The organism is Stenotrophomonas sp. FR012, from assembly GCF_047520565.2.
GTDB classification, from domain to species: domain Bacteria; phylum Pseudomonadota; class Gammaproteobacteria; order Xanthomonadales; family Xanthomonadaceae; genus Stenotrophomonas; species Stenotrophomonas sepilia.
Genome location: NZ_JAXBQL020000009.1, coordinates 1 through 24270, shown reverse-complemented (window position 1 = coordinate 24270; position 24270 = coordinate 1). Strand labels below are relative to the sequence as shown.

The following is a 24270-nucleotide window of genomic DNA, read 5'->3' as shown; positions in this document are numbered from 1 at the left end:
GTGCCGACCTTGGTTGGCACTGAGCCGAGCATGGCTCGGCTCTACATCTTCTGGTGGGTGCCGACCGTTGGTCGGCACACCTTTTCAATCACACCCGCCCGAACACCAGCGCAGCGTTGGTGCCACCGAAGCCGAAGCTGTTGGACATCACCGTATCCAGTTTCTCCTCGCGGCTCTCGCGCAGGATCGGGAAGCTCTCCACCTTCGGGTCCAGCTCGCCGATGTTGGCCGAACCGGCAACGAAGCCATCGCGCATCATCAGCAGGCAGTAGATTGCCTCGTGCACGCTGGCTGCACCGAGCGAGTGCCCGGACAACGCCTTGGTCGAAGACAGCGGCGGCACCGCATCGCCGAACACTTCGCGGATCGCGTTGAGCTCGGTGACATCGCCCAGCGGGGTCGAGGTGCCGTGGGTGTTCAGGTAGTCCAGCGGGCGATCGACACCCTGCAGCGCCATCTTCATGCAGCGCACCGCACCTTCACCGGAGGGCGCGACCATGTCGGCACCGTCGGAGGTGACGCCATAGCCGATCAGCTCGGCATGGATGTGCGCACCGCGTGCGACGGCGTGGTCGTAATCCTCCAGCACCAGCATGCCGCCACCACCGGCGATGACGAAGCCGTCGCGGTCCTTGTCGTAAGGGCGCGAGGCACTGGCCGGGGTTTCGTTGAAGCTGGTCGACAGGGCACCCATCGCGTCGAACATCACGCTCATCGACCAGTGCAGGTCTTCGCCACCGCCGGCGAACATGATGTCCTGCGCACCGTGCCGGATCATGTCCGCAGCGGCGCCGATGCAATGCGCCGAGGTCGCGCAGGCAGCCGACAGCGAGTAGCTGACGCCCTTGATCTGGTAGGCCGTGGCCAGGCAGGCCGAGACCGTCGAGCACATCGTGCGCGGCACCATGTATGGGCCGACCTTGCGCACGCCACGTTCGCGCAGCAGGTCGACGGCACCGATCTGCCATTCGCTGGAGCCGCCACCGGAACCGGCGATCAGGCCGGTGCGCAGGCTGCTGACCTGCTCGGGGCTGAGCCCGGCATCGGCGATGGCATCGCGCATGGCCAGGTAGGCGAAGGCCGCCGCGTCGCTCATGAAGCGCTTCTGCTTGCGGTCGATCAAGGCGTCCAGGTCGAGGTCGACGCGGCCACCGACCTGGCTGCGCAGGCCTGCTTCGGCGTGGTCGGCCAGGGCGGTGATGCCCGAGCGTCCTTCACGCAGCGCGGCCGAAACGGTATCCAGATCATTGCCGAGGCAGGACGTGATGCCCATGCCGGTGATGACGACGCGACGCATCAGAAGCTCCCGGTTTCGGTGAACAGGCCGACGCGCAGGTCGCGCGCGCTGTAGATTTCGCGGTCGTCCACGTACATGCGGGCGTCCGACTGGGCCATCACCAGCTTGCGGTTGATGACCCGGCTGATGTCGATCTCGTAGCGTACGAGCTTGGCGTCCGGCAATACCTGGCCGGTGAACTTCACCTCGCCACAGCCCAGCGCGCGGCCCTTGCCGGGTGCACCCAGCCAGGTCAGGAAGAAGCCGGTCAGCTGCCACATGGCATCCAGGCCCAGGCAGCCTGGCATCACCGGGTCGCCGATGAAGTGGCAGCCGAAGAACCACAGGTCCGGGCGGATATCCAGTTCGGCGCGTACCATGCCCTTGCCATGCGGTCCGCCGTCCTCGCGGATGTCGGTGATGCGGTCGAACATCAGCATCGGGTCGTTGGGCAAACGGCCGGCGGCGGTGCCGAACAGTTCACCGCGTGCGCTGGCCAGCAGCTGTTCGCGGTTGAACGCGTGGAGACGGGTCATGAAGCACAATCCTGGAAGCGGAGAACAGGGAAACAAGCGCCCGAGAATGCCCGTGGAAACTGTCCCGATCAAACATTTCAACCGTACGCAACCGTAGTGTTTTCAAGGGAATACGCGCATCCTGTTGATGTGCAACGACCATACTTCGGCGTGTGGCCCACCCGGCCCGGCCCCGCCTTTTCCACCTGACATGACCCGACTGCGCAAGATCATCCACGTTGACATGGACGCGTTCTACGCGTCGGTGGAGCAGCGCGACGATCCGTCACTGCGCGGCAAGCCGGTGGTTGTGGCATGGCGCGGCGCACGCTCGGTGGTGTGCGCGGCATCGTACGAAGCACGCGTGTTCGGCGTGCGTTCGGCCATGCCGGCAGTGCGGGCCGAACGCCTGTGCCCGGATGCGATCTTCGTGCCGCCCGACTTCGCACGTTACAAGGCGGTGTCACGCCAGGTGCGCGAGATCTTCCTGCGCCACACCGACCTGGTTGAGCCGTTGTCGCTGGACGAAGCCTACCTGGACGTGACCGAGCCGAAGAGCGGCATCGAACTGGCGACCGATATCGCCCGTACCATCCGCATGCAGATCCGTGAGGAGACGAACCTGACTGCTTCAGCCGGGATCGCGCCGAACAAGTTCCTGGCCAAGATCGCCTCGGACTGGCGCAAGCCCGATGGCCAGTTCGTGATTCCGCCGCAGCGGGTGGACGCCTTCCTGCTGCCGTTACCGGTGAGCCGGGTGCCTGGCGTCGGCAAGGTGATGGAAGGCAAGCTGGCCGCGCGCGGCATCGCCACCTGCGGCGACCTGCGGCAGTGGGCACTGATCGATCTGGAAGAAGCGTTCGGCAGTTTCGGCCGCAGCCTGTACAACCGCGCACGCGGCATCGACGAGCGGCCGGTGGAGCCGGACCAGCAGGTGCAGTCGATTTCCTCGGAGGACACGTTCGCCGAAGACCTGCTGCTGGAAGACCTGACCGAGGCCATCGTGCAGCTGGCAGAGAAGACCTGGAAGGCGACCCGCAAGACCGAGCGTGTCGGCCATACCGTGGTGCTGAAGCTGAAGACCGCGCAGTTCCGCATCCTCACCCGCAGCTTCACCCCGGAGCGCCCGCCGGAATCGATGGAAGAACTGCGCGACATCGCACTGGCCCTGCGCGCCCGCGTCGACCTGCCGGCGGAGACGCGCTATCGGCTGGTGGGTGTCGGGCTGGGTGGCTTCCGCGAAAAGGAACCGGTGGTGCAGGGGGAACTGTTCGAGCACGACATGATCAATCCCACAGATACCTAATCATCAAACAGCGGGGTCAGAGCCCGTTGCGCAGCAACGGGATCCGACCCACGCAGATCGAAGAGAACTGTCGAAGGCGGGGTGGGTCCGGTTGCGGGGGCGTGAGCCGCATGGATGCGGCGACCGAGCTTACATGGACGTACTTGCAGCGCCCCCCGCAACCGGACCCACCTCGCCTTCCCACCGATAGCCAGCTGTTGCTGTTGCTGTTGCCTCTGCAGGTGCAGGGCGCAGCCCTGCAAAAGAAAACTCCCCACCTCATGGCCACGGCATCTCGCCCTTGGCCACCTTCGCACTCAGCTCCAGCGACGCCACGCCGTCCAGCTTCGGATAGCGCGCCTGCATCGCCTGCACCAGCGCCGCACTGTCCTTCGCCTTTGCCGCCTCGGCGTCGAACGCGCGGATGTAGTCCGCGGTGAAGCGCAACGCACTGGCATCCAGCGCCGCACCCGGCGCGTAATGCCCCGGCACCACCACCTTCGGCTTCAGTGCCTGCAATCGCTGCAGGGTCTGCAGCCAGTCAGTGTGCGACTTCGGCGTCTGCGTGTCGGCCATCCACACGTGCTCGCCGGCCACCACCGGAATGCCGCCGACGATCGCGCGCAGCGACGGCACCCACAGCACCGTGCGGTCCGGGGTCGGGCCATCCAGGCCGATCAACGGCAGGCGCTGGCCTTCCAGCTGCAGGGCATCACCGTCCAGCACCTGCGGCACCACGATGCGGGCCGGCACGTCGGCACCCATCTTCGGTCCCCAGTAGGCCAGCTTGCCGGCCCGGGTCTGCTGGATGTGGGCGACGGTCTGCGCAGTGGCGACGATGCGTGCCTGCGGGAAGGCATCCTGCAGGGTGGCCAGGCCGAAGTAGTAGTCCGGATCGCCGTGGCTGATGTAGATCGTGGTCAGCTGCTTGCCACTGGCGCGGATCCGTTCGACCAGCTTGCGTGCGTCGCTGGCGCCGAACTGCGCGTTGACCAGGATCGCGTCATGCCGGCCTTCGATCAGCACCGAGGATACCGAGAACATCGCCTGCGGGCCGGGATGGAAGGTCTGCAGGTGCAGTTGTGATTTCGTCGCGGCGGCCGGCGCCGCGGTGGCCGGTGCGGCCAGCAGCGGCGCACTGGTGAACGTGGCGGCCAGGGCGAGGGGAAGCAGCAGGGCAGCGGTACGCATGGGAAATTCCTTGTGTAGAGCCTGGCCAATGCCCGGCTGCATGTTCGCGTAGAGCCGAGCGCGGGCTTGGCTCTACAAGGGGCGTAGCTGGATCAGTACGCGGCGGTGATGATCTGCTTCGGGTAAGCGTGCGCTTCCAGCTCGGCGACGAACGCGGCGCCGTAGTCGGCATAGCTGATGCGGCTGTGGCCACTGGCGTCGGCCAGGAAGGCCTTGGGCTGCACGCGATACTGGCCACGCTCATCGCCCGGGCCGATTTCGGCGGCCGGCGAGAAGAAGGTCCAGTCCAGGTCGTCCACTGCCTGCAGGCGATTGAAGGCTTCACGATGGGCCAGCGCGTACGGCTTGTAGGTTTCCGGGAAGTTGGGGGTATCGACCAGCTGCACGCCCGGCGCGACTTCCAGGCTGCCAGCGCCACCCACCACCACCAGGCGCGGTACGCCGGCTTTGCGCGCGGCGGCCGCCAGCTGCGCGGCGATCTCGCCCACGCGGCCGATGTCGTCGCCCGGGCGCGGGCCGTAGGCGCTGGCCAGTACGTCGTGGCCCGCGATGGCGGCGACCAGCGCGTCCTGGTCATCCAGCGAGGCGATCACCGGATGGGCGCCGGCCAGTTCGGCCGGGAGGTCCTGCGCGCTGCGCACGATGACGGTGAGTTCGTGGCCGTGGGCCAGCGCGTGGCGGGCGATCTGGCGGCCGATGTTGCCGGTGGAACCAACGAGGGCGATCTTCATGGCAGGACTCCGTGGGGCGATGTGGGCTGGGAATGGGGCCACTCTAGGCTGCTGCAGTCGCTCGAAAAACAGCGTATAACGCGCTTGTTTGTTGCGTGGATCGAGCATATGGACCGATTGACCGCCATGACCGTGTTTGTCGAGGTGGCCGAGCGCGGCAGCCTCACCGCCGCCGCGGAAGTGCTGGACATGTCGCGGGCGATGGTCAGCCGCTACCTGGCCGAGGTCGAGGGCTGGCTGGGCGCACGCCTGCTGCACCGGACCACGCGCCGGGTCAGCCTGACCGGCCCGGGTGAGGCGGCGCTGGCGCGCTTCCGGCAGATGCTGGCGATCGGCGAAGAACTGCAGGGCGAGCTGGCCAGTGATGATCCCGAGCCGCACGGCACGCTGCGGGTGACCGCCAGCGTGTCGTTCGGGCAGAGCCACCTGGCACGGGCGGTGGCCGGTTTCGTCGCGCGCCATCCAGCGGCGCGCATCGAGCTGCTGCTGGTCGACCGTACGGTGAACCTGGTCGAGGAGCGCGTGGACCTGGCCGTGCGCATCGCGCGCCAGATCGACCCCAGCCTGATCGCGCGGCGGCTGGCCACCTGCCGCTCGGTGCTGTGCGCGACGCCGTCGTACCTGCAGGCGCGTGGCACGCCGACCGCGCCGGAGCACCTGGCCGCGCACAACTGCCTGACCCACCACTACGTCGGCAAGAGCCTGTGGCAGCTGCACCGCGATGGCCGTTCGCTGTCGGTGGCGGTGGGCGGCAACATCAGCGCCAACGAGGCCTCGCTGCTGCTGGAGGCGGTACGCGCCGGTGCCGGGATCGCCATGCTGCCGACCTACCAGGTGGCGCCACTGCTGCGCAGCGGCGAGCTGATCGAACTGCTGCCCGGATTCAGTCTGGACGAGCTCGGCATTCATGCCGTGTACGCGTCACGGCGCCAGCAGCCCGCTATCATGCGGCGATTCCTGGATTACCTGGCCGAGTGTTTCGCCAGCCCGGCCTTCCAGGATCTGGATTGGCGCCCACCGGGCAAGGAGAACACATGAACCATGGACAGGCCTTGATCGACCACAACCGTGCTGCTTGGGACCGCCAGGCCAGCGAAGTGCGCGAATGGTCGCGCCCGGTGGAGAGTTCAACCATTGCCGCCGCGCGCGAAGGGCGCTGGCAGGTGCACCTGACCCCACGCGCGCTGCCACTGGACTGGCTGGGCGACGTGCGCGGCCGTCGCATCCTGTGCCTGGCTTCGGGCGGCGGCCAGCAGGCACCCGTGCTGGCCGCTGCGGGCGCCGACGTCACCGTGTTCGACCTGTCCGACGGGCAGCTGGAACAGGACCGCAGGGTCGCTGCGCGCGACGGCCTGCAGCTGCGCACGGTGCAGGGCGACATGCGCGACCTGCACGTATTCGCCAATGACAGCTTCGACGTGGTGTTCCATCCGATCTCCAACCTGTACGTACCCGACGTGCGCCCGGTGTGGACCGAATGCCGCCGCGTGCTGGCGCGCGATGGCATGTTGATGGCCAGCTTCTACAACCCCGTGCTGTTCGTCGGTGCACGTGATCCGCAGCTGGATGCACAGGGTTTGATCCGGCCGCAGTACGCCATTCCCTATTCGGACCTGGAAGACCTGCCCGCCGCAGAGCGTGAGGCGAAACTCGCCCGCGGCGATGCGCTGACCTTTGGCCACAGCCTGACCGAACTGATCGGCGGTCAGCTGGATGCAGGCTTCGTGATTGATCGGTTCATGGAAGACTGGCAGCCGAAGCCGCGCTTCCTGATCGACCGTTACCTGCCCACCTTTCTGGCCACCCGCGCACGCAGGATCGGCTGAGGCCGATCCCGGGGAAAAAGCGCGGCGTACAATGGACGGCCCCACGTTGTACAGGCGTCGTCCCTTGTCGTATCCCTATCCGCTGGTCGTATTCGATCTCGATGGCACGCTGGTCGACAGCGCAGCCGACATCGCCGAAGCGCTGAACCGCACGCTGGAAGCCATCGGCATGGCACGGGTGCCGGAAGCCACCGTGCTCGGCTGGATCGGCGACGGTGTGCGCCGCCTGGTCGAACAGGCCGTGCACGCCGCCGGTCGTGAGGTCGACCTGGCCGAGGTCATGCCGGTGTTCATGGTGCACTACCGTGAGTGCCTGCTGCGCAGCCCGCGCCTGTTCGATGGCGTGGCCGACGCACTGGCGCAGCTGCGCGCGCGCGCCGTGCCACTGGCGATCTGCACCAACAAGCCCGAAGCACTGGTGCCGCCGCTGCTGCAGCACCTGGGCATCGGTGATGCGTTCGCGCTGGTACTGGGCGGCGATTCACTGCCGCAGCGCAAGCCCAGCGGTGAGCCGCTGCGGCATATCGCTGCGCACTTCGGGCTGCCGGTCGATGCCTGCCTGATGGTGGGTGATTCGCTGACCGACTACCGCGCCGCCGAAGATGCGGGCATGCCGATCGCGCTGGTCCGCTACGGCTACCCGCGCGGTCTGGACCTGGCCACCGCGCATGCGGTGGCGGTGATCGATGACCTGCGTGAACTGCCGGGGTTGCAGGGCTGACGCAGGGGTAGTGCCGGCCGCCGGCCGGCAACCCGGAATGCGTTGCCGAAGGTCATGATGTTGCCGGCCAGCGGCCGGCACTACCATGACCGTCGCGATCATTTCGGCTGGTAACGCACACTCAACTGGTACTCACGGCCCGGCTGGTTGAACCACGCCACCGTCTCATACCTGCGGTCGAACACGTTGGCGGCACGCGCCAGCAGCGACCACGACGGCGTCAGCGCGTACTCGGCGCGCAGATCCAGCGTGCCGTAACCCGCCACCTTCACCGCGTTGGCGGCATCGTCATAGCGCTTGCCCGCTCCCTGAACCGTCAGGCCTGCGCGGAAGGCCCCGAAACGTCGATCGAGGTCCAGGCGCGCGGTCTGCTGTGCACGACGCGGCAGCCAGTTGTCGAACTGGGTGCTGCCGCCGGTGCGGTTGCGTGGGTCGGTGTAGCTCAGCTGGGCGTTGATGTCGAAGCCGGCCAGCAGCACGCCACCGGTCAGTTCGGCACCGCGGATGCGCGCCTTCTCCACCTGCTGCATCCTGAAGGTCGCCGCATCGTAGGTGATCAGATCATCGATGCGGGTTTCATAGACGTCCAGGCCCCAGTGCCAGCCCTGTCCCTGCTGCGAAACGCCCAGGTTGGTGCTCTTGGACTTCTCCGGATTCAACGTCGGCACACCGCTCCACGGGTCGTACAGGTCGCTGAAGGTCGGCGCCTTGAACGCAGTGCCGTAACTGGCATTGACACGCAGGCCGTGGCCGAGCTCCATCGCCCAGCCGAGGCTGCCCGTGGCGTGGTTGCCGAACTGCTGGTTGTCGTCGTTGCGCGCGCTGGCCTGCAGCTGGTGGCGGCCGAAGCGCCCCTGGTACTGCACGAACACGCCGGTGTTGCGGCGGCTGTCGACCCGATATCCGGCACTGCTGCCATCCAGGTTGTCTTCGCTCCAGTCCACGCCGGTGCTCAGCAGCTGGCCTTCTGCCAAGGCGAAGTCACCTTGCAGCGAGGCACTGTCGCGGTGGGTCTGAGCGCTGCCACGGGCACCGAAGTCACCAAAGTTGTCCGACTCGTTGTCACTGCGCCCGACATTGGCGGTGAACGCCAGGCGTTCGGACGGGGTGTAGCGCACCTTGCCGGCCAGCACCTGCTGGCGGGTTTCCGAATAGTTGTAGTAGCCGTCGTAATGGTTCTTTCCGTCGGCACGCAATGCACTGCCTTCCACGTTCCATTGGTCGTTGAAGGTGTAGCCACCGCGCAGGCTCTTGGACAGGTTGCGGTAGCCATCGCGGTCATGTTCGTCGGCAAAGCAGCCGGTGAACAGCGTTGCCGAGCCGCGGCAGGCATCGATGCCATCGGAATGCTGGTAGGCGATGTCGGCGCCGAACCAGCCGCGTTCGGTCCCGCCGCCGATCCCGCCGCTGGCTTCGCGCAGGCCGTTGCTGCCGCCACCGAGCTGGAAGTGCGGGGCGAAATCACCCTGGTTGCGGCGGGTGAAGATCTGGATCACGCCGCCAATGGCATCGGCGCCGTACAGGCTCGACTGCGGGCCACGCACGATTTCCACGCGCTCGATCTGCGCCAGCGGCAGGTCTTGGTACATCGCCAGGCCGAGGTCGGCACTGTTGATGCGCACGCCGTCGACCAGCACCACGGTGTGGCCCGAGTTGGTGCCGCGCAGGAACAGCGAGCTCTGCTTGCCGAGCCCGCCGGCATTGGTCAGGTTGATGCCGGCGCGGCCGCGCAGCAGTTCCTGCAGCGAGGTGGCCTGGCTGGATTCGATCTGCGCGCGGTCGATCACCTGGGCCGGCGCGATGCTGTCCTGCAGGGCGATCGGGGTGCGCGTGGCGGTGACCAGGATCTGGTCGAGCGCGGTGGTGTCATCGGCGGCCTGTGCCAGCGCGGGCAGGGCGGCCAGTACGGCCAGGGACAGCATTCGGGACTGCAGCTTCATGGGGGGACTCCAGGTGCCACGCACGCCCGCGTGGCGAAGGGGAGGAGCCGCGAAGGCAGGCACGCGCCGATGCCGCAGCGCACGCCACGGTCATCCAGCGCCATGCCCACCGCATCGCGACCTGAGGCTTCCGGGCCGGTCTCCGGGCTTGCCGCCGGGTGGCGCGAGGCCACCGTCCAGGCGCCTTCCCATGCCTGCGGCACAGTGGCGGTGTTGCCTGGAACTGACGTGCTTACCGTTGCGGGGGCAGCGCCGGCCTGGCATGGAATCACGCGTCACCGGCTTCCCGTTTCAACCTGCCGGCCACGGCCGCAGGTCACCTGGAAGTGCGCGCAGTCTACGGCATCGCAGGCCGTCCCGTTGCGTCGCGCCTGCGCGGCTGCCTCTGCTGTGCCTTTAGAATGGTTGCTCGATCCCGTGGTGCCGTTACCGATGTCTGCCCGTTCTCCGTTGTACCTGCGTCGCCCGTCCGGGACGCACGCATGATCCTCGACCTGGTCCGCCATGCCGGCAACGGTCGCGATGAGTTCCTTGATGGCCGCAGCGATCCACCGCAGCTGGCCGGCCTGCCGCAGGAGCTGGTCGAGGCCTATGCCGGGCAACGCTGGGAGCGGGTGATCAGTTCACCGCGGTTGCGCGCCCTGCACACGGCGATGGCGCTGGCCACCCCACGCGGGCTGGACGTCGAAGCGGACGAGGAATGGGAAGAACTGGATTTCGGCGATTGGGACGGGCAGTCGCTGTTCGACCTGCCGGAAGATGCGCTGGCCGCCTTCCATGCCGATCCGCATGCGTTCCCGCCGCCGAACGGCGAGAGCTGGGGTCATTTCGAGCGGCGTATCGCGCGCGCGCTGGATCGCCTGCTCGATGATGATGATCCGGTGCCGACGCTGGTGGTCAGCCATGGTGGCCCGCTGCGCATGGTGTTGTCGCAGGTTTGCGGCCTGCCGATGTCGCTGTGCTGGGCCCTGCGCATCGACCACGGCACGCGCCTGCGGGTGTGGCTGGAGCGGGGCGAGGTCGGGCTGGTGGGCGAGCTGCTGGAACTGCAGCAGCCGTAGTCCATCGGTAGTGCCGGCCGCTGGCCGGCAGCCTCAGGAACGTTGCAAGGATCACGCAGTTGCCGGCCAGCGGCCGGCACTACCGGTGCAGTCAATCCTCGTCCGCGCCCTCGGCAACGCTGTCTTCAGCGTCATCGTCGGCATCGAAGCGCTGCTCATGCACCGGGCCCGACGCCGGGCCGGCCGACTTCAGCGGATGCGCGGCGATGCGCGCTTCGTAGTCCTGCACCAGCGCTTCACGCTGCGGCTCGCTCAGCTCCTGCCAGTGGCAGTCCAGCAATGCGCCTTCCAGCGAGTACAGCAGGTTCAGGCTGGGCTTGAAGCCGGCCCGCTTGACCTTGACGAAGGCGCCAACTGCGCCGATCGCAACCAGGTCCTCGCGGCTGCGCAGCCCGACCTGGCGCAGCCACGCTGCACTCTTCGGGCCGATGTTGCGCAGCTTCGGTGCGCTCATCCCAGTGCCTCGACGAACACGCGGGCGATGGCTTCCAGGCCGGCCTGATCGTCGGCGTCGAAGCGGCCGACCTTCGGGCTGTCGATATCGAACACGCCGATCAGTTCATCGCCGCGCAGCAGCGGCACCACCAGCTCCGAACGCGAGGCCGAGTCGCAGGCGATGTGGCCGGGGAAGGCATCGACGTCGTCCACGCGCTGGGTTACGCGCTGGCTGGCGGCGGCACCGCACACACCCTTGTCCAGCGGGATGCGCACGCAGGCCGGCAGGCCCTGGAACGGGCCGACCACCAGTTCCTTGCCGTCATACAGGTAGAAGCCCACCCAGTTCAGGTCGGGCAGGGCGTGATAGACCAGTGCGGAGAGGTTGGCCGCGTTGGCGATGCGGTCGGACTCGGCGTAGACCAGGCCACGGGCCTGTTCCAGCAGCTGGGCGTATTGTTCCGGCTTGCTGCCGGTGAGCGAGGCATTGGCGAACATGCCTGCAGTCTAGCAAGTGCGCCGGGCCGGCGATAATGCGCGCACTGTTGCCCTGTTGGAGCCCATCGATGCCGTTGCCCGCTACGCTGCCGCCCGCCCTGTTCGTTACCGGCACCGACACCGAAATCGGCAAGACCGCGGCCAGCACCGCGCTGCTGCATGCACTGCGCCAGCGTGGCCTGCGCGCGGTGGGCATGAAGCCCGTGGCCAGCGGCAGCGAGGACCTGGGGCAGGGCCTGCGCAACGAGGACGCGCTGGCGCTGCAGGCGGCCAGCTGGCCGGTACCGGAATATGCCGACCTGAATCCCTATGCGCTGCGGCAGCCGCTGGCACCGGAGCTGGCCGCTGCCGAGGACGGCGTGCAGGTGGCGCTGGCGCCGATCGTGGCCGCGTTCGAACGCCTGCGCGCGAAGGCCGATATCGTCGTGGTGGAGGGCGTGGGCGGTTGGCTGGCACCGGTCTCGGCCACGCTGGACCAGCTCGACCTGGTGCGTGCGCTGCAGCTGCCGGTGCTGCTGGTGGTGGGCATGCGCCTGGGCTGCGTCAACCACGCGCGGTTGACGCAGCAATCACTGCAGGCCAGCGGCGTGGACTGCCTGGGCTGGATCGGCAACCACATCGACCCGGCGATGCAGCGCCAGGACGAGAACATCGCCACGCTGCAGCAGCGCCTGCCGATGCCGTGTTGGGGACGGCTGCCGCATCTGCCGAATGCCAGTGGTGAAGTGCTGGCGGCGCACCTGCTCGACGACCTGGGGTAGTGCCGGCCGCTGGCCGGCAACCTCGATGAATCACGTCCGTGCAGTTGCCGGCCAGCGGCCGGCACTACCGTGCTGCAGCCGCCAGCTCCCGCGCGATCGCACCCAGCCGTTCCACCGCACCGATGAAGCGCGCATCCAGGCTCTGGCAGCACGACAGCCGCAGGCAGTGGCGATAGCGCGCACCACGCGAATAGACCTGGCCGGGCATGAACACGATGTCCTCCTGCAGCGCTCGCTCGAACAGCTCTCGCGTGTCAACGCCCGGCAGTTCCAGCCACAGCAGGAATCCGCCCTGTGGTTCGGTGGCGCGGGTGCCTGCCGGGAAATGCTCGGCTACCAGCTGGCGCAGCCGTCCCACCTGTTCGCGGTACAGGCGGCGCATGCGATGCAGATGGTGCTCGTAGCTGCCTGCTTCCAGATACGCGGCCACCGCATCGCCGAGCAGCTGCGGCTCACCGCCGGTGGACTGGAACTTCAGCAGCGCGATGCGCTCTGCGAAGCGACCGCCATCCAGCCAGCCGATGCGGTAATCCGGCGCCAGTGTCTTTGAGAAGCCACCGACCACCATCACCCAGCCATCGCGATCAAAGGCTTTCAGCAACGGGGCCGGTGGCTCGCAGAACTGCAGCTCGGCGTACACCGCATCCTCGATCAGGGGCAGCTGCCGTGCGTTGACCAGCTCGGCCAAGCGTTGCTTGGCGGCGGTCGGCATGGTGCAGCCGAGCGGGTTGTGCACGGTCGGCATCACCACCAGTGCGGCCAGCGGCGTGTGCTCCAGCAGCGCATCCAGTGCATCTACATCCAGTCCGTGCTGCGGGTGGGTGGGTAACTCGATGACCTGCAGGCCGAGGTTGGCCAGCAACGGATACAGGTTGAAGTAGGACGGCGCCTCGATGCCCACCGCATCAGCGGGCTGGGTGACCGCGCGCAACGCCAGCTGCAGGGCTTCCATCGCACCATGGGTCAGCAGGAGTCGCTCGGCGTGGGTGTGCAGGCCCATGCGCGGACTGCGGCGCACGATCTGCGCCAGCAGCCGCGGTGAACCATTCGGGCGCGCGTAGGTCTCCACCGTCTGTTGGCCATGGCGCAGTACCTGCGCGGTGTGCTTGGCCAACTGCGCGCCGGGGTAGAACTGGCGACCACGCGGGCCGGCGAAGGCCAGGTCGACCACACCCGGGCGGCGCTGCGCTTCCAGCACGCGCGCCATCAGCACCTGCTGCAGCGGTGCGGTGGGTGCCGAGGGCGCATCGCGCAATGATCGTTCCGGCACCGACAGCCGCGGCGCCACCTCGAAGCCGGCCTTGGGCCGCGGAATGACCAGGCCCGCATCTTCCAGCTGGCGATAGGCGGCGATCACCGTGTTGAGGCTGAGCCTGCGCTGCGACGCCATCTGCCGCAGCGAAGGCAGGCGGCTGCCGACCGGAAGGCGACCGCCGTGGATGGCCTCAGCCAGTTCGTCGGAGAGCCGCTGGTAGCGTGGAGGGATCATCGTGGCCTGGTCATCTGTATCCATCGAGCATCCCGCCATCTGGTGCTGTACCCATGATGATGGCGAGCCTAGCATGTCGTCGTCGGCCGGGCCTGATCGGGGCGTGGCTGGCGCATTCCAAGCGCACGGCGGGACCGCCGTGCGTCTTTTTTTGTGTGTAGAGCCGAGCACCGATCAGCCCCAGGGCAAATGCCGTCAGCGCATCGGCACCAGCACCGCCTCGCGCCGGTACAGCGCCGGGAACTGCCTGGCCAGGGCCGCCAGCTTCGGTGCGTCGTAGTAGCGGATGTAGGCGGCCTGCGGGTAGTTGGTCATGTAGTTCTGGTGGTAGCTCTCGGCCGGGTAGAAGCGCTGGCCGCTGACCAGCTGGGTGACGATCGGTGCGCGGTAGCTGCCGGCCTGGCTGAGCTGGGCGATGTAGGCACGGCTGGCCGCCTGCTGGCGGGCGTCATCACTGAAGATCGCCGAGCGATACTGGCTGCCGTGGTCCGGACCCTGGCGGTTGAGCTGGGTCGGGTCGTGCGCGACCGAGAAGAACACCTGCATCAGCTGTCCATAGCTGACCTGGCGCGGGTCGTAGTCAATCTTTACAGCTTCGGCATGGCCGCTCTGTCCACCGCTGACGCGCTCATAGCGCGCATTGGCTGCACTGCCACCGATATAGCCGGACACCGCATTGCTCACGCCCTTGACGTGCTGGAACACGCCCTGCACGCCCCAGAAGCAACCGCCGGCAAACACCACGCTGGCGTGGGTGGCGTCATCGCGGAACGCCGCATCGCCGGTGGGGGCCGGCAGTGCCTGGATCTGCGCGCTGGCTTCGACCGGCGCCGCAGCCGCACCGTGATCGACCAGCAGCACCCCGGCAATCAATGCCATGGCCACCAGGCCGGCCACACCGGCGGCGATGCCCTGTTCAAAGGAGAGTTTCATCATGTGCTCCCGGTTCAACCGAAGGTGAAGGCATAGGCCTGCACGCCCGCATCGAGGAATTCGATCTCGAAGCGATGCGGACCGACCGTGCCGCGCTGGCGTACCAGCTGGTACAGGCGATGCTCGTCGACCACGCCACTGCCATCGGCGCCGACATCACTACCGGCATCGGCGGCGGGCAGCGCCTTGCCATCCAGCCAGACGCGGAAGCGCACCGGCCTGCCGTCGCGGCTGGGCGCCAGCACCAGGTGCAGGTCGCGCGCATGGAACTGGAAGGCAATGCGGCCACCGGCCTGCTGCAGCTGTGCGGCTTCATCGGTGACGGTCCAGCGCCCCGACAGTCCCCACTGGTTCAGCGCCAGGGTCGTTGGCAAGGAGTAGTCGAACGCGGCATCACTGCGCTGCCCGCCGGGCGAGGCGAACTGTTCGGCGCGGGCGTGGCCCAGATACGTTTCCGGCGAGCGCAGGTTGCCCATGTCGGCCTGCACGGCCACGCCTTTCAGGTCGGCGGCCGCAGGATCGGCAGGCGGCGGCAGGTTGGCCTGCCCGGCTTCGGTCAGCAGGCGACGGATCATCTGTTCCGAACGCGCGTAACTGCCTTCGCCGAACTGGTGGCCGCGGATGTTGCCCTGCGCATCAACGAAGTACTGCGCCGGCCAGTAGCGGTTGTTGAACGCGCGCCAGATCGTGTACTGGTTGTCGAGCGCCACCGGGTACTCGACCTTCAGCTGCTGCACCGCCTTCATCACGTTGCGCGGGTCACGCTCGAAGGCGAACTCCGGCGTGTGCACGCCGATCACCACCAGGCCGTGGTCGCGGTAGCGGCGCTCCCATTCGTGAACGAACGGCATCGCACGCAGGCAGTTGATGCAGGAGTAGGTCCAGAAGTCGACCAGTACCACCTTGCCGCGCAGCTGCTGGGCCGTCAGCGGTGGGCTGTTGAGCCAGCCGGTGGCCCCGTCCAGCGCGGGCAGGGTGCCCTCGACCGGCAGCGGTGCATCGCCAGCGGCGTTGGCACCGGCCATCATCATCATCATCGGTGGTGCCGCCGGCTGCGCGCCGGGTACCGCGTCCAGCAGGCCCTGCTCGATACGCGCGGTGCTGACCGTGGATAGACGGGTCAGCAGGCCGGTATCCCAGCCCAGGCCGATCGCTACCACCGCCAGCAGGGCGGCCACGCCCAGCACCTTGCGCAGTGCATTGCCGAGTCCAAGCCGCGCCTGCAGCGCACGGAACACCCGGCCGCCCACCCACACCGCCAGTGCCAGCGCGGTGATCGCGCCCAGCGCATACGCCAGCAGCAGGGCACTGGTACCCACGCTGGCACCATGCAGGGCGGCACCGGTCAGCACCAGGCCGAGGATCGGACCGGCGCATGGCGCCCACAGCAGGCCGGTGGCGATGCCGATCAGCAGCGAGGTCCACGCGCCGCCGCGCCCAGCGGCATCCGCGGCATCGGCGCGCGCGCTCAGACGGGCACCCACGCGCTGGAACGGCGCCAGCAGATGGTCGGCCAGTCGTGGCCACAGCAGGGCAACCGCGAACAGTGCCATCAGCAGCAGGGCGATCCAGCGCCCGACCTGGTTGGCCTGTGCCACCCATTGGCTGCCCACCGCGGCCAGGCTGGCAACCACGGTGAAGGTGAGCGCCATGCCCAGCAGCAATGGCAGCGTGCTGCGCAGGAACGGACGGTCGGCACGCGCGAACACGAACGGCAGCACCGGCAGGATGCAGGGGCTGAGCAGGGTCAGTGCGCCCCCCAGGTAGGCAAGCAGCAACAGCAGCATCGTCAGGCTCCGGAAACAGGGGAAGAACCGACCGGCACCCGCCAGCCGTCGGCAGTGCCATCCGTGGCGCCGGGAACGAACACCATCGCTGCACCGTTCATGCAGTAGCGCAGCCCGGTCGGGCGTGGGCCATCGTTGAACACATGGCCGAGGTGGCCGCCACAGCGACGGCAGTGCACCTCCACCCGCAGCATCCCGAAGGTAACGTCGCGGTCTTCGCCGATGGCGTTGTGCAGCGGCGCCCAGAAGCTGGGCCAGCCGGTGCCGCTCTCGAACTTGGTGGACGAGGAAAACAGCGGCAGCGCACAGCCGGCACACGCGAAGGTGCCCTGCCGGTGTTCCTTGTTGAGCGGGCTGCTCCACGGCCGTTCGGTGGCCTGCTGGCGCAGCACCGCGTACTGCGCCGGGGTCAGGCGCTGGCGCCACTCGGCATCACTGTGCATGACCTCGAACTGTCGCGACGGACGCGCTTCAGCGGCGGCCGGGGCGGCGCGGCTGCAGGCCCCCAGGCCGAGCAGGCCGGCGGCGGTGGCAACACCTCCCAGGCCCAGCAGATGGCGGCGGGACAAGGACATGGCGGACTCCGGGAAGGGGATGACGGGGCCATGCTGCGCCCGCCCGGGTCAACGAATCCTCACGCAGGATTCAATTTTTCGTGAGGTATCGGCGGCCGTCCCGCGCCACAATGCAACCCGCCTCCCCACTGGCCTTGAGCTGACGATGTCGACCAAACGCGTGCTGATCGTTGAAGACGATGCCCACATCGCCGACCTGCTGCGCATGCACCTGGGCGATGAGGGCTACGACGTCGCCCATGCTGCCAGCGGCGATGCCGGCCTGCGCCTGCTCGAGCAGGAAGGTCCCTGGGATGCGCTGGTGCTGGACGTGATGCTGCCCGGCGTGGACGGCCTGCAGGTGTGCCAGCGCGCACGCGCGATGGCGCGGTATGTGCCGATCATCATCATCAGTGCGCGCGGCAGCGAAACCCAGCGCATCGTCGGCCTGGAACTGGGCGCGGACGATTACCTGGCAAAACCCTTCTCGATGCCGGAACTGGTGGCACGCGTGCGCGCGCTGCTGCGCCGCGCCGAGGCGATGGCGCAGAGCGCACGCATCGATGCCGGCGCGATCGAGCTGGGGGGACTGCAGTTGGACCCGGTCGCGCGTACCGCCTCGGTGGATGGCAATCCATTGGAGCTGACCCCGCGCGAGTTCGACCTGCTGTTGTTCTTCGCCCGTCACCCGGACCAGGTGTTCGCGCGCATGGAACTGCTCAACCAGGTCTGGGGCTACCAGCACGATGGCTACGAGCATACGGTCAACACCCATATCAACCGCCTGCGCAGCAAGATCGAGCCCGATCCGGCCAATCCGCGGCGGCTGCTGACGGTGTGGGGCCGTGGCTACAAGCTGGTCGACCCGGCCGGAGCAGCGGCATGATCAAGCCGAACCTGTGGCAGAAGCTGGCAGTGGTGACCGCTGCGCTGATGCTGACGTGCTGCATGGCGCTGCTTGCACTGCAGATGCGTGCCAATACCCGCCACGAGCAGGAGGTGGTACAGCGGTTGTCGCTGGGCCTGGCCGAGCACATCGCCCAGCGCAGCGAGCTGATGGATACCAGCGGCATGCGTGATGCGGCGGTGCGGGCGCTGTTCGGCCAGTTGATGGCGGTCAATCCCAGCGTCGAGGTCTACCTGCTGGATGACCAGGGCCGCATCCTCGGCCACGATGCACCCAGTGGGCACCTGGTGCGAAACCGGGTGGACGTGGCGCCGCTGCGCCACCTGCTGGCCGGTGCGCCGTTGCCGATCCTCGGCGATGACCCGCGCAGCCGTGATGGCCGCAAGGTGTTCAGCGTCGCCCCGCTGGTCGTGCAGGGTCGCCAGGCGGGCTACGTGTACGTGGTACTGGTCGGCGAGCACCGGCAGATGCTGGCCGACGATCTTGCGGCCGGCAGCCAGTGGAACACCACGCTGTGGTCGGTGGTGCTGGTCGGTGGCCTCGGCCTGCTGGCCGGGCTGGTGGCGTTCTACTGGGTGACCCGTCCGCTGCGGCGGCTGACCCGACGCATCCAGGCCTTCGACATCGACGCACCCACGCCGTTGCCACCGCCGGAGCCGCTGCGCCCCGGTGAGCGCGACGAGCTGGTGATCCTCGAACACGCGCACGCGCAGATGGCGCAGCGGCTGGGCGAGCAGTGGCAGCAGCTGCGCCAGCAGGACCTGCAGCGCCGCGAACTGGTTGCCAATATCTCGCACGACCTGCGCACGCCGCTGTCGTCGCTGCATGGCTACCTGGAAACGCTGGCATTGAAGGACGCCACGCTGTCAGCGGACGAGCGCCGCCGCTATCTCGGTATCGCGCTGGCGCAGAGCGCCAAGGTCGGCCGGCTGGCGCGCGCGCTGTTCGAGCTGGCGCGGCTGGAGCATGGCGAAGTGCGGTTGGAGTGGGAGGTGTTCGCGCTGCCGGAGCTGCTGCAGGACGTGCTGCAGAAGTTCGAACTGGCGGCACAGGCGCGCGGCCAGCAGCTGCACGCAGCGTTCCCCCCCGGCCTGCCGCTGGTGCGCGCCGACCTGGGCCTGGTCGAACGGGTGTTGACCAACCTGCTCGACAACGCGCTGCGCCATGCACCCGATGGTGGACAGATCGAGGTGCGCCTTTGCGCGACTCCCGACAGCGTGGAGGTCAGCGTGGCTGATGACGGCCCAGGGGTGGCGCCGGCGTTGCGCACCCAGCTGTTCCAGGCACCGGCCGCGCTGGGCGCGCGGCGCGGCGAGAACGGCGGATTGGGGCTGTTGATCGTGCAGCGCATCGTGCAGCTGCACGGCCGCCGCATCGAACTGCGCGACAGCGAGCGTGGCGCGCTGTTCGTGTTTGCCTTGCCGCGTGCGGAACCGGCGGCCTAGCAGGCCGCTTCGCATTCGACGATGCCGCCGCCGTTTTCCAGCGGCAGGTGCAGGCGGATGCAGGCACCGCCCAGCGACGAATCGGTTACTTCGACGTGGCCGCCATGCTTGTCGGCCACCACCTGCACCAGTGCCAGGCCGAGGCCGAAGCCGGGACTGCCCGGGTCCAGCCGGACGTAGGGCTGCAGTACCTGGCCGCGCAGTTCGGGTGCAATGCCGGGGCCGTCGTCCTCCACCTGCAGGCATAGCCAGCCGTCATTGACGCTGCTGGCAATACGGATCTGCCGGCGCGCGTAGCGCAGTGCATTGCCGAGCAGGTTGCGCAGTGCCAGCTCCAGCATATGCCGGTTGACGTTGACCAGACCCACCGGCGACAGCGCCTGCTGCACCGGCATCGGCAGCGGCGCGAACTGGGCGACCACGCCGCGCACCAGCGCCGCCAGCTGCAGGCGCTGGCGGGTCAGCTGATGGCAGCGGCCCAGTGCGGCGTACTCGACGCCTGCATCGGTCAGGTGCTGCAGCCGATCCACATCGGTGCGCAATCCGCCCAGTGCATCGCGCTGCCCATCATCAAGCGCGGTGTCCTCCAGGTCGGCCAGGCCGAAACGCATCCGCGCCAATGGCGTGCGCACTTCGTGCGCCACCGCCTGCGCCAGCACACGCTGGCTTTCCAGCAGCTGCTGCAGCTGCTCGGCCATGTGGTTGAAGGCATTGGCCAGTGGCCGCACCAGCGCGGTGCCCGCACGCGGCGCACGCGTGTCCAACTGGCCATCGCGCATCTGCCTGGCCGCCTGCGCCAGCTGCGAGACGTCGCGCCACAACCGATAGACCATCACGTACATCGGCAATGCCACCGCCACCATCAGGATCAGCAGCAGGATCGCCACGCCCGACACTTCGCTGTCCTGCCAGCCCTCGTCCGGCAGCGCTTCATCCAGCGGCCCCAGCATCACCGCGTAGTCGCTGTCACCGATGCGCTGCAGGCTGCGCATGTGCTCCAGGTCGATCTGCACGCGGCCGTTGTTGAACGGCGGACGTTGGCTGGCCGGCAACGCCTTCACTGCCTCAGCCAGCGGCACCATGCGCAGCGCGTAGGCGAAATCGGCGTCGAGTTCGCGTGCCAGCACCGGCCACTGGTCGCGCGGGGTTTCGGCGAAGCGGTGCTGCAGCAGGGCATGGGTGCCACGCATTTCGGCCTGCAGCCCGGCTTCGGTGCGGTCCTCCAGCAGGGCATCCCAGGCCCACAGGCCCAGCACGATCAGCAACAGGTGGGCAACCAGGAAGCCGATGCCGTAGCGCAGGAAGTGGAAGGCGTGGCCGCGCATCGCCGAGGGCGTGCGCTTCATCCCCATGCCGAGCGGCTGAACAGGTAGCCGCGGCCACGGACGGTCTTGATCCGTTCCGGCTGCTCGGGGTTGTCGCCCAGCTTGCGGCGCAGGCGCGAGATGCGGGCATCGATCGAACGGTCCAGGCCGTCGAAGGCGATGCCACGCAGGCCGCGCAGCAGCGCGTCGCGGTCCAGGATCTGGCCGGCATTGCTGGCCAGCAGGAACAGCAGGTCGAACTCGGCGGTGGTCAGCTCCAGCAGGCTGCCCTGCAGGTGCACGTTGCGGGTGGACGGGTCGATGCTCAGCTCGCCGAAGCGCAGGCTGCCGTCACGCGGTTCGACCCGGCGGTGGCGGCGCAGGTGGGCGCGCAGCCGCGCCAGCAGCACCCGCGGTTCGATCGGTTTGCCGATGTAGTCGTCGGCCCCCAGCTCCAGCCCCAGAACCTGGTCGATGTTGTCGGTGCGGGCGGTCAGCACGCAGATGATGCCGTCATAGAGGGGCCGGATCTGCCGACACACTTCGAAACCATCCTGGTCGGGCAGGCCGACATCGAGCAGCACCAGGGCTGGTTTCTCGGCCAGGATGCGGGCCACTGCGCGCTCGCCGCTGCGCTCGTGGGCCACCTGGTAGCCATGCCGTTGCAGGTAGTCGCTGACCATCGTTCCCAGGCGGGCATCGTCTTCGACCAGTACGATATCCAGCATTTCCAAGGCCTCCGTAGGCGCAAACGTACCGCCACGGCACGAGCGCGGCGATGCTATCCCAGCCATCGGGCCGCCCGGGTCCCGGGGGCGGGCGCCATTCAGCCGGGGTTGCTGGCGCAGGGGCCGGGTCTCAGTCCCGGCAACAACTTGGCGTTCAGCATAGCCTGATGCTGTTACAAAACGTTACCTTCGTGATACGACGGGTGACGATCGCTGACAGCAAAGCGACTGACGCCGCGCGGTCCGGCGCCGAGCATGGAGTCTCCTCCGCTCCGCGTGCCGTCCCCCATGTCGCCCGCCGCCCTCTGCCTGCTGAACCCGTCCCGCCGCCGCCAGTGCGGAGGCTCCCGATGAGCGGCGTGGTCGGGGCCTGGTTGCCGCCTGCCGAGGACGAGCAGTTGCTGCAGCAGCTGGCGCCGATGCTGCGGGCGCTGCAGCAGCGTGGGCGTGGCCGCATCGGCTACTGGACCGACGCCGAGGCCGGCCTCGCGCTGGGCCACTGCCGGGCGCCGACCGATACGCCGTTGCAGCCGCTGAGCTCGGACTGCGGTCGCTACGTGCTGTGCCTGGACGGCCGCCTGTACAACCGCGCTGACCTGCAGGCGCAGTTGCGCGATCTGCCACGCAGCTGCAGCGATGCACGGCTGCTGCTGCAGGCGATCGTCGAATGGGGCGTGCAGCGGGCGCTGTCGCGTATCGAGGGCGCCTTCGGTTTCAGCGTCTGGGACCGCGAGTCGCGCGTGCTGTGGCTGGCCCGTGATCCGGTGGGCGAGAGGCCGCTGTACTACGGCTGGTACCAGGGCCAGTTCCTGTTCGCCTCGGAGTTGAAGGCGCTGCAGGCCTTCGCCGGGTTCGCACCGAGCATCGACCAGGATGCGCTGAGCCTTCTGCTGCGTCACGACTATGTGCCGGCGCCGCACACCATCTACCGCGGCATCCACAAGCTGGTGGCGGGCGCGATGCTGCGCATCGATCTCAGCGACCACGCCGCCGGTTACTCCAGCCAGGCCGCGCAGGGGGGGGCGCGTTACTGGTGCGCACGCGACGCGATGCAGCGTGCACTGCAGGAGCCGCTGCAGCCGGCGCCAAGCCTGGAACAGGCCACCGACCAGCTCGAAGCGGTACTGCAGAAGGCCATCGCTTCACGCATGCACTCGCCATTGGCCTGTGGCGCGTTCCTGTCCGGCGGCACCGACTCATCGCTGGTGACGGCGATGATGCAGGCCCAATCGACCCTGCCGATCGAAGCCTGGACGGTCGGCTTCGACGATCCGGGACATGACGAGAGCGACTGGGCGTCGCAGGTCGCGCGCCATCTGGGTGTGCAGCACCACCTGCACCGCATGGACGCGCGCCAGGGCCTGGATCTGCTGCAGCGCCTGCCGCAGGTCTGGTGCGAACCGTTCGCCGACGCCTCGCAGCTGCCGACGCTGCTGGCCAGTGAACTGCTGGGGGCACGCAAGCCGGTGGCGCTGACCGGTGACGGTGGCGATGAACTGTTCTTCGGCCACCCCAGCTATGGCCGCGCGCTGCGCAATGCGCGCCTGTGCGGTGGCTTGCCGGACTGGGTACGCGACCTGGCGCGGCGCAGCGGCAACCGCATGAACGCCGAGCGTGGTCGTCTCGGTGGATGGCGTGCCTTGGTGGCCGAAGTTGCTGCCAACGATGTGGAAGGCCACTACCTGCAGCGGGTGACCCGCTGGCGGCAGCCGGCGCAGGTGGTGCTGGGCGCGCGTGAACCGGTGACGATCTTCCAGCAGCAGGACTCGGCGCTGCCGGCCGAAGCGCGCATCCAGCTGCTGGATTTCCGCATGGATCTGGCCGAGGGCATCCTGGCCAAGGTCGACCGCGCGGGCATGGCGGCGGGCGTTGAAACCCGTGCGCCACTGCTGGACATGGAGGTGGTGCGACTGGCCTGGCGCCTGCCGCAGCACCTGAAGTACCACGACGGCGAACACAAACTGATCCTGAAGCACCTGTTGGCACGCTACCTGCCCGAGCCGCTGGTGTACCGTCCCAAGCGCGGCTTTGGCCCGCCGATGGCGCGCTGGCTGGCCGGTCCGTTGCGCGATTGGGCGGAGGCGCTGCTGGACCCGCAGCTGCTTCGCAATCAGGGCTGTTTCGATCCGGCACGCGTGCGCGGCATTTGGGAAGCGTTCCTGCGCGGCGAGCGCAAGTGGCACACGCACCTGTGGAACGTGTTGATGTTCCAGGCGTGGCACCAGCACTGGCACGGTGGTCGCGGGCGCTGAGGTTCCTTCGCGGTGTGTTCTGCGTGGCGCGTGGCGGATTCGTTCTGCGTGGCGCAGGGCGGAGACCCTTGCGTACGAATGTCCTCCGGCGCCGGCCGTTGGCCGTCACCTCCCCCTTTACTTCGTACGCAAGGGTCTCCGCCCTGCGTTCGAAATCTATCGGCGCTTTATTGAAGGCAGCCTGCTCGATGCCTTGGCCGCCGCAAGCCGAGCCTCGTCGGGGCGGGCAGGGGCCTGGGCAAAGTAAAGGAGGAGGTGACGGCCAACGGCCGACGCCGGGGGACATTTGCCCAGACCCCTGCCTGCCCCGGCGGGGCCCTTCAATTCGCGGCGAATCGAAACGAAGGCACAATTCGCGGCGAATCGAAACGAAGGCACGCGTGCGGTGGGTTCATTCTGCGTGGCGCAGGGCGGAGACCCTTGCGTACGAATGTCCTCCGGCGCCGGCCGTTGGCCGTCACCTCCCCCTTTACTTCGTACGCAAGGGCCTCCGCCCTGCGTTCGAAATCTATCGGCGCTTTATTGGAGACAGCCTGCTCGATGCCTTGGCCGCCGCAAGCCGAGCCTCGTCGGGGCGGGCAGGGGTCTGGGCAAAGTAAAGGAGGAGGTGACGGCCAACGGCCGACGCCGG

Annotated in this window: 22 protein-coding genes and 1 riboswitch; of the genes, 9 read left to right on the top strand and 13 right to left on the bottom strand. The window is 68.1% G+C overall.

Annotated elements, in window-relative coordinates:
• Nucleotides 1-88: 88 nt before the first annotated feature.
• Nucleotides 89-1297, bottom strand: a complete 1209-nt coding sequence (fabB, locus tag ACM0O9_RS15060; RefSeq protein ID WP_065179278.1) for a beta-ketoacyl-ACP synthase I — start codon at nucleotides 1295-1297, stop codon at nucleotides 89-91.
• Nucleotides 1297-1812 (bottom strand): 3-hydroxyacyl-[acyl-carrier-protein] dehydratase FabA, encoded by a 516-nt coding sequence (gene fabA / locus ACM0O9_RS15055; protein WP_005415130.1) that lies wholly within the window; start codon nucleotides 1810-1812, stop codon nucleotides 1297-1299. Before fabA ends, fabB begins: the two co-directional genes overlap by 1 nt.
• A gap of 190 nt (nucleotides 1813-2002) precedes the next feature.
• On the opposite strand from fabA, the gene dinB reads away from it, so the two are divergent.
• Nucleotides 2003-3097, top strand: a complete 1095-nt coding sequence (dinB, locus tag ACM0O9_RS15050; protein ID WP_065179279.1) for a DNA polymerase IV — start codon at nucleotides 2003-2005, stop codon at nucleotides 3095-3097.
• A 258-nt stretch (nucleotides 3098-3355) separates the two neighbouring features.
• Here the strand turns inward: dinB and ACM0O9_RS15045 are convergent, their stop codons facing one another.
• The gene (locus ACM0O9_RS15045) at nucleotides 3356-4267 is read right to left on the bottom strand and encodes an MBL fold metallo-hydrolase (RefSeq protein WP_164093530.1); all 912 of its coding nucleotides are present in this window, start codon (nucleotides 4265-4267) and stop codon (nucleotides 3356-3358) included.
• A 92-nt stretch (nucleotides 4268-4359) separates the two neighbouring features.
• Nucleotides 4360-4998 (bottom strand): NAD(P)-dependent oxidoreductase, encoded by a 639-nt coding sequence (locus tag ACM0O9_RS15040; protein WP_139726681.1) that lies wholly within the window; start codon nucleotides 4996-4998, stop codon nucleotides 4360-4362.
• A 108-nt stretch (nucleotides 4999-5106) separates the two neighbouring features.
• On the opposite strand from ACM0O9_RS15040, the gene ACM0O9_RS15035 reads away from it, so the two are divergent.
• The 3 genes from ACM0O9_RS15035 to gph all read left to right on the top strand — a co-directional run bounded on the left by ACM0O9_RS15035 (nucleotide 5107) and on the right by gph (nucleotide 7545).
• The gene (locus ACM0O9_RS15035) at nucleotides 5107-6036 is read left to right on the top strand and encodes a LysR family transcriptional regulator (protein WP_005415135.1); all 930 of its coding nucleotides are present in this window, start codon (nucleotides 5107-5109) and stop codon (nucleotides 6034-6036) included.
• A complete protein-coding gene (locus ACM0O9_RS15030) occupies nucleotides 6033-6824 on the top strand; it encodes a class I SAM-dependent methyltransferase (RefSeq protein WP_005415136.1) in 792 nt (263 codons plus the stop codon). Before ACM0O9_RS15035 ends, ACM0O9_RS15030 begins: the two co-directional genes overlap by 4 nt.
• Before the next feature lie 64 nt (nucleotides 6825-6888).
• On the top strand, nucleotides 6889-7545 hold the full coding sequence (gene gph, locus ACM0O9_RS15025) for a phosphoglycolate phosphatase (protein ID WP_139726682.1): 657 nt from the start codon (nucleotides 6889-6891) through the stop codon (nucleotides 7543-7545).
• A gap of 98 nt (nucleotides 7546-7643) precedes the next feature.
• On the opposite strand, the gene btuB is transcribed toward gph, so the two are convergent.
• Complete coding sequence (gene btuB / locus ACM0O9_RS15020) at nucleotides 7644-9485, bottom strand: TonB-dependent vitamin B12 receptor (RefSeq protein WP_065179284.1); 1842 nt, start codon at nucleotides 9483-9485, stop codon at nucleotides 7644-7646.
• Nucleotides 9486-9601: 116 nt separating this feature from the next.
• A riboswitch (cobalamin riboswitch) is annotated at nucleotides 9602-9824 on the bottom strand.
• A gap of 143 nt (nucleotides 9825-9967) precedes the next feature.
• Here btuB and ACM0O9_RS15015 point away from each other — a divergent pair.
• On the top strand, nucleotides 9968-10546 hold the full coding sequence (locus ACM0O9_RS15015) for a histidine phosphatase family protein (protein WP_065179285.1): 579 nt from the start codon (nucleotides 9968-9970) through the stop codon (nucleotides 10544-10546).
• A 91-nt stretch (nucleotides 10547-10637) separates the two neighbouring features.
• Here ACM0O9_RS15015 and ACM0O9_RS15010 read toward each other — a convergent pair whose 3' ends face one another.
• Together ACM0O9_RS15010 and msrC are read right to left on the bottom strand one after the other, a co-directional pair.
• Nucleotides 10638-11000, bottom strand: a complete 363-nt coding sequence (locus tag ACM0O9_RS15010; protein WP_065179286.1) for a TfoX/Sxy family protein — start codon at nucleotides 10998-11000, stop codon at nucleotides 10638-10640.
• Nucleotides 10997-11479, bottom strand: a complete 483-nt coding sequence (gene msrC, locus ACM0O9_RS15005) for a free L-methionine (R)-S-oxide reductase MsrC (RefSeq protein WP_004140850.1) — start codon at nucleotides 11477-11479, stop codon at nucleotides 10997-10999. The genes ACM0O9_RS15010 and msrC overlap by 4 nt, the downstream gene beginning before the upstream one ends.
• Nucleotides 11480-11547: 68 nt before the next feature.
• Here msrC and bioD point away from each other — a divergent pair, with 68 nt between their 5' ends.
• Nucleotides 11548-12240, top strand: a complete 693-nt coding sequence (bioD, locus tag ACM0O9_RS15000; RefSeq protein WP_414603835.1) for a dethiobiotin synthase — start codon at nucleotides 11548-11550, stop codon at nucleotides 12238-12240.
• A 64-nt stretch (nucleotides 12241-12304) separates the two neighbouring features.
• Here the strand turns inward: bioD and ACM0O9_RS14995 are convergent, their stop codons facing one another.
• From ACM0O9_RS14995 to msrB, 4 genes are all read right to left on the bottom strand, one after another.
• Nucleotides 12305-13753: an aminotransferase-like domain-containing protein gene (locus tag ACM0O9_RS14995; RefSeq protein ID WP_139726683.1), complete on the bottom strand. Its 1449-nt coding sequence runs from the start codon at nucleotides 13751-13753 to the stop codon at nucleotides 12305-12307.
• Between the two features lie 171 nt (nucleotides 13754-13924).
• A complete protein-coding gene (msrA, locus tag ACM0O9_RS14990) occupies nucleotides 13925-14662 on the bottom strand; it encodes a peptide-methionine (S)-S-oxide reductase MsrA (RefSeq protein ID WP_065179295.1) in 738 nt (245 codons plus the stop codon).
• A gap of 14 nt (nucleotides 14663-14676) precedes the next feature.
• Nucleotides 14677-16449 (bottom strand): cytochrome c biogenesis protein DipZ, encoded by a 1773-nt coding sequence (locus ACM0O9_RS14985; RefSeq protein ID WP_065196196.1) that lies wholly within the window; start codon nucleotides 16447-16449, stop codon nucleotides 14677-14679.
• A 2-nt stretch (nucleotides 16450-16451) separates the two neighbouring features.
• The gene (msrB, locus tag ACM0O9_RS14980) at nucleotides 16452-17024 is read right to left on the bottom strand and encodes a peptide-methionine (R)-S-oxide reductase MsrB (protein WP_065179290.1); all 573 of its coding nucleotides are present in this window, start codon (nucleotides 17022-17024) and stop codon (nucleotides 16452-16454) included.
• Nucleotides 17025-17169: 145 nt separating this feature from the next.
• Here msrB and ACM0O9_RS14975 point away from each other — a divergent pair, with 145 nt between their 5' ends.
• The gene (locus ACM0O9_RS14975; protein WP_005415146.1) at nucleotides 17170-17889 is read left to right on the top strand and encodes a response regulator transcription factor; all 720 of its coding nucleotides are present in this window, start codon (nucleotides 17170-17172) and stop codon (nucleotides 17887-17889) included.
• A complete protein-coding gene (locus ACM0O9_RS14970; protein WP_065179291.1) occupies nucleotides 17886-19355 on the top strand; it encodes a sensor histidine kinase in 1470 nt (489 codons plus the stop codon). Before ACM0O9_RS14975 ends, ACM0O9_RS14970 begins: the two co-directional genes overlap by 4 nt.
• On the opposite strand, the gene ACM0O9_RS14965 is transcribed toward ACM0O9_RS14970, so the two are convergent.
• Together ACM0O9_RS14965 and ACM0O9_RS14960 are read right to left on the bottom strand one after the other, a co-directional pair.
• Nucleotides 19352-20701 carry an ATP-binding protein gene (locus tag ACM0O9_RS14965; RefSeq protein ID WP_053498029.1) on the bottom strand — a complete coding sequence of 450 codons (1350 nt, stop codon included), beginning with the start codon at nucleotides 20699-20701 and terminating at the stop codon, nucleotides 19352-19354. The two genes, ACM0O9_RS14970 and ACM0O9_RS14965, sit on opposite strands and share 4 nt — an antisense overlap.
• Nucleotides 20698-21387, bottom strand: coding sequence for a winged helix-turn-helix domain-containing protein (locus tag ACM0O9_RS14960; protein ID WP_005415149.1), 690 nt, complete (start codon nucleotides 21385-21387; stop codon nucleotides 20698-20700). Before ACM0O9_RS14960 ends, ACM0O9_RS14965 begins: the two co-directional genes overlap by 4 nt.
• A 350-nt stretch (nucleotides 21388-21737) precedes the next feature.
• On the opposite strand from ACM0O9_RS14960, the gene asnB reads away from it, so the two are divergent.
• The gene (asnB, locus tag ACM0O9_RS14955; protein ID WP_065179293.1) at nucleotides 21738-23639 is read left to right on the top strand and encodes an asparagine synthase (glutamine-hydrolyzing); all 1902 of its coding nucleotides are present in this window, start codon (nucleotides 21738-21740) and stop codon (nucleotides 23637-23639) included.
• Nucleotides 23640-24270: the final 631 nt, after the last annotated feature.

Excerpts from the sequence above, each read along its gene's own strand:
- ACM0O9_RS15030 (WP_005415136.1), top strand. The coding sequence starts at position 6,033 with ATGAACCATGGACAGGCCTTGATCGACCACAACCGTGCTGCTTGGGAC.
- dinB (WP_065179279.1), top strand. The coding sequence starts at position 2,003 with ATGACCCGACTGCGCAAGATCATCCACGTTGACATGGACGCGTTCTAC.
- msrA (WP_065179295.1), bottom strand. The coding sequence starts at position 14,662 with ATGAAACTCTCCTTTGAACAGGGCATCGCCGCCGGTGTGGCCGGCCTG.
- ACM0O9_RS14975 (WP_005415146.1), top strand. The coding sequence starts at position 17,170 with ATGTCGACCAAACGCGTGCTGATCGTTGAAGACGATGCCCACATCGCC.
- bioD (WP_414603835.1), top strand. The coding sequence starts at position 11,548 with ATGCCGTTGCCCGCTACGCTGCCGCCCGCCCTGTTCGTTACCGGCACC.
- ACM0O9_RS14965 (WP_053498029.1), bottom strand. The coding sequence starts at position 20,701 with ATGAAGCGCACGCCCTCGGCGATGCGCGGCCACGCCTTCCACTTCCTG.
- asnB (WP_065179293.1), top strand. The coding sequence starts at position 21,738 with ATGAGCGGCGTGGTCGGGGCCTGGTTGCCGCCTGCCGAGGACGAGCAG.
- fabA (WP_005415130.1), bottom strand. The coding sequence starts at position 1,812 with ATGACCCGTCTCCACGCGTTCAACCGCGAACAGCTGCTGGCCAGCGCA.
- ACM0O9_RS15045 (WP_164093530.1), bottom strand. The coding sequence starts at position 4,267 with ATGCGTACCGCTGCCCTGCTGCTTCCCCTCGCCCTGGCCGCCACGTTC.
- ACM0O9_RS14985 (WP_065196196.1), bottom strand. The coding sequence starts at position 16,449 with ATGCTGCTGTTGCTGCTTGCCTACCTGGGGGGCGCACTGACCCTGCTC.
- ACM0O9_RS15015 (WP_065179285.1), top strand. The coding sequence starts at position 9,968 with ATGATCCTCGACCTGGTCCGCCATGCCGGCAACGGTCGCGATGAGTTC.
- ACM0O9_RS15010 (WP_065179286.1), bottom strand. The coding sequence starts at position 11,000 with ATGAGCGCACCGAAGCTGCGCAACATCGGCCCGAAGAGTGCAGCGTGG.
- ACM0O9_RS14995 (WP_139726683.1), bottom strand. The coding sequence starts at position 13,753 with ATGGATACAGATGACCAGGCCACGATGATCCCTCCACGCTACCAGCGG.
- msrB (WP_065179290.1), bottom strand. The coding sequence starts at position 17,024 with ATGTCCTTGTCCCGCCGCCATCTGCTGGGCCTGGGAGGTGTTGCCACC.
- ACM0O9_RS15035 (WP_005415135.1), top strand. The coding sequence starts at position 5,107 with ATGGACCGATTGACCGCCATGACCGTGTTTGTCGAGGTGGCCGAGCGC.
- ACM0O9_RS15040 (WP_139726681.1), bottom strand. The coding sequence starts at position 4,998 with ATGAAGATCGCCCTCGTTGGTTCCACCGGCAACATCGGCCGCCAGATC.
- msrC (WP_004140850.1), bottom strand. The coding sequence starts at position 11,479 with ATGTTCGCCAATGCCTCGCTCACCGGCAGCAAGCCGGAACAATACGCC.
- ACM0O9_RS14970 (WP_065179291.1), top strand. The coding sequence starts at position 17,886 with ATGATCAAGCCGAACCTGTGGCAGAAGCTGGCAGTGGTGACCGCTGCG.
- fabB (WP_065179278.1), bottom strand. The coding sequence starts at position 1,297 with ATGCGTCGCGTCGTCATCACCGGCATGGGCATCACGTCCTGCCTCGGC.
- btuB (WP_065179284.1), bottom strand. The coding sequence starts at position 9,485 with ATGAAGCTGCAGTCCCGAATGCTGTCCCTGGCCGTACTGGCCGCCCTG.
- ACM0O9_RS14960 (WP_005415149.1), bottom strand. The coding sequence starts at position 21,387 with ATGCTGGATATCGTACTGGTCGAAGACGATGCCCGCCTGGGAACGATG.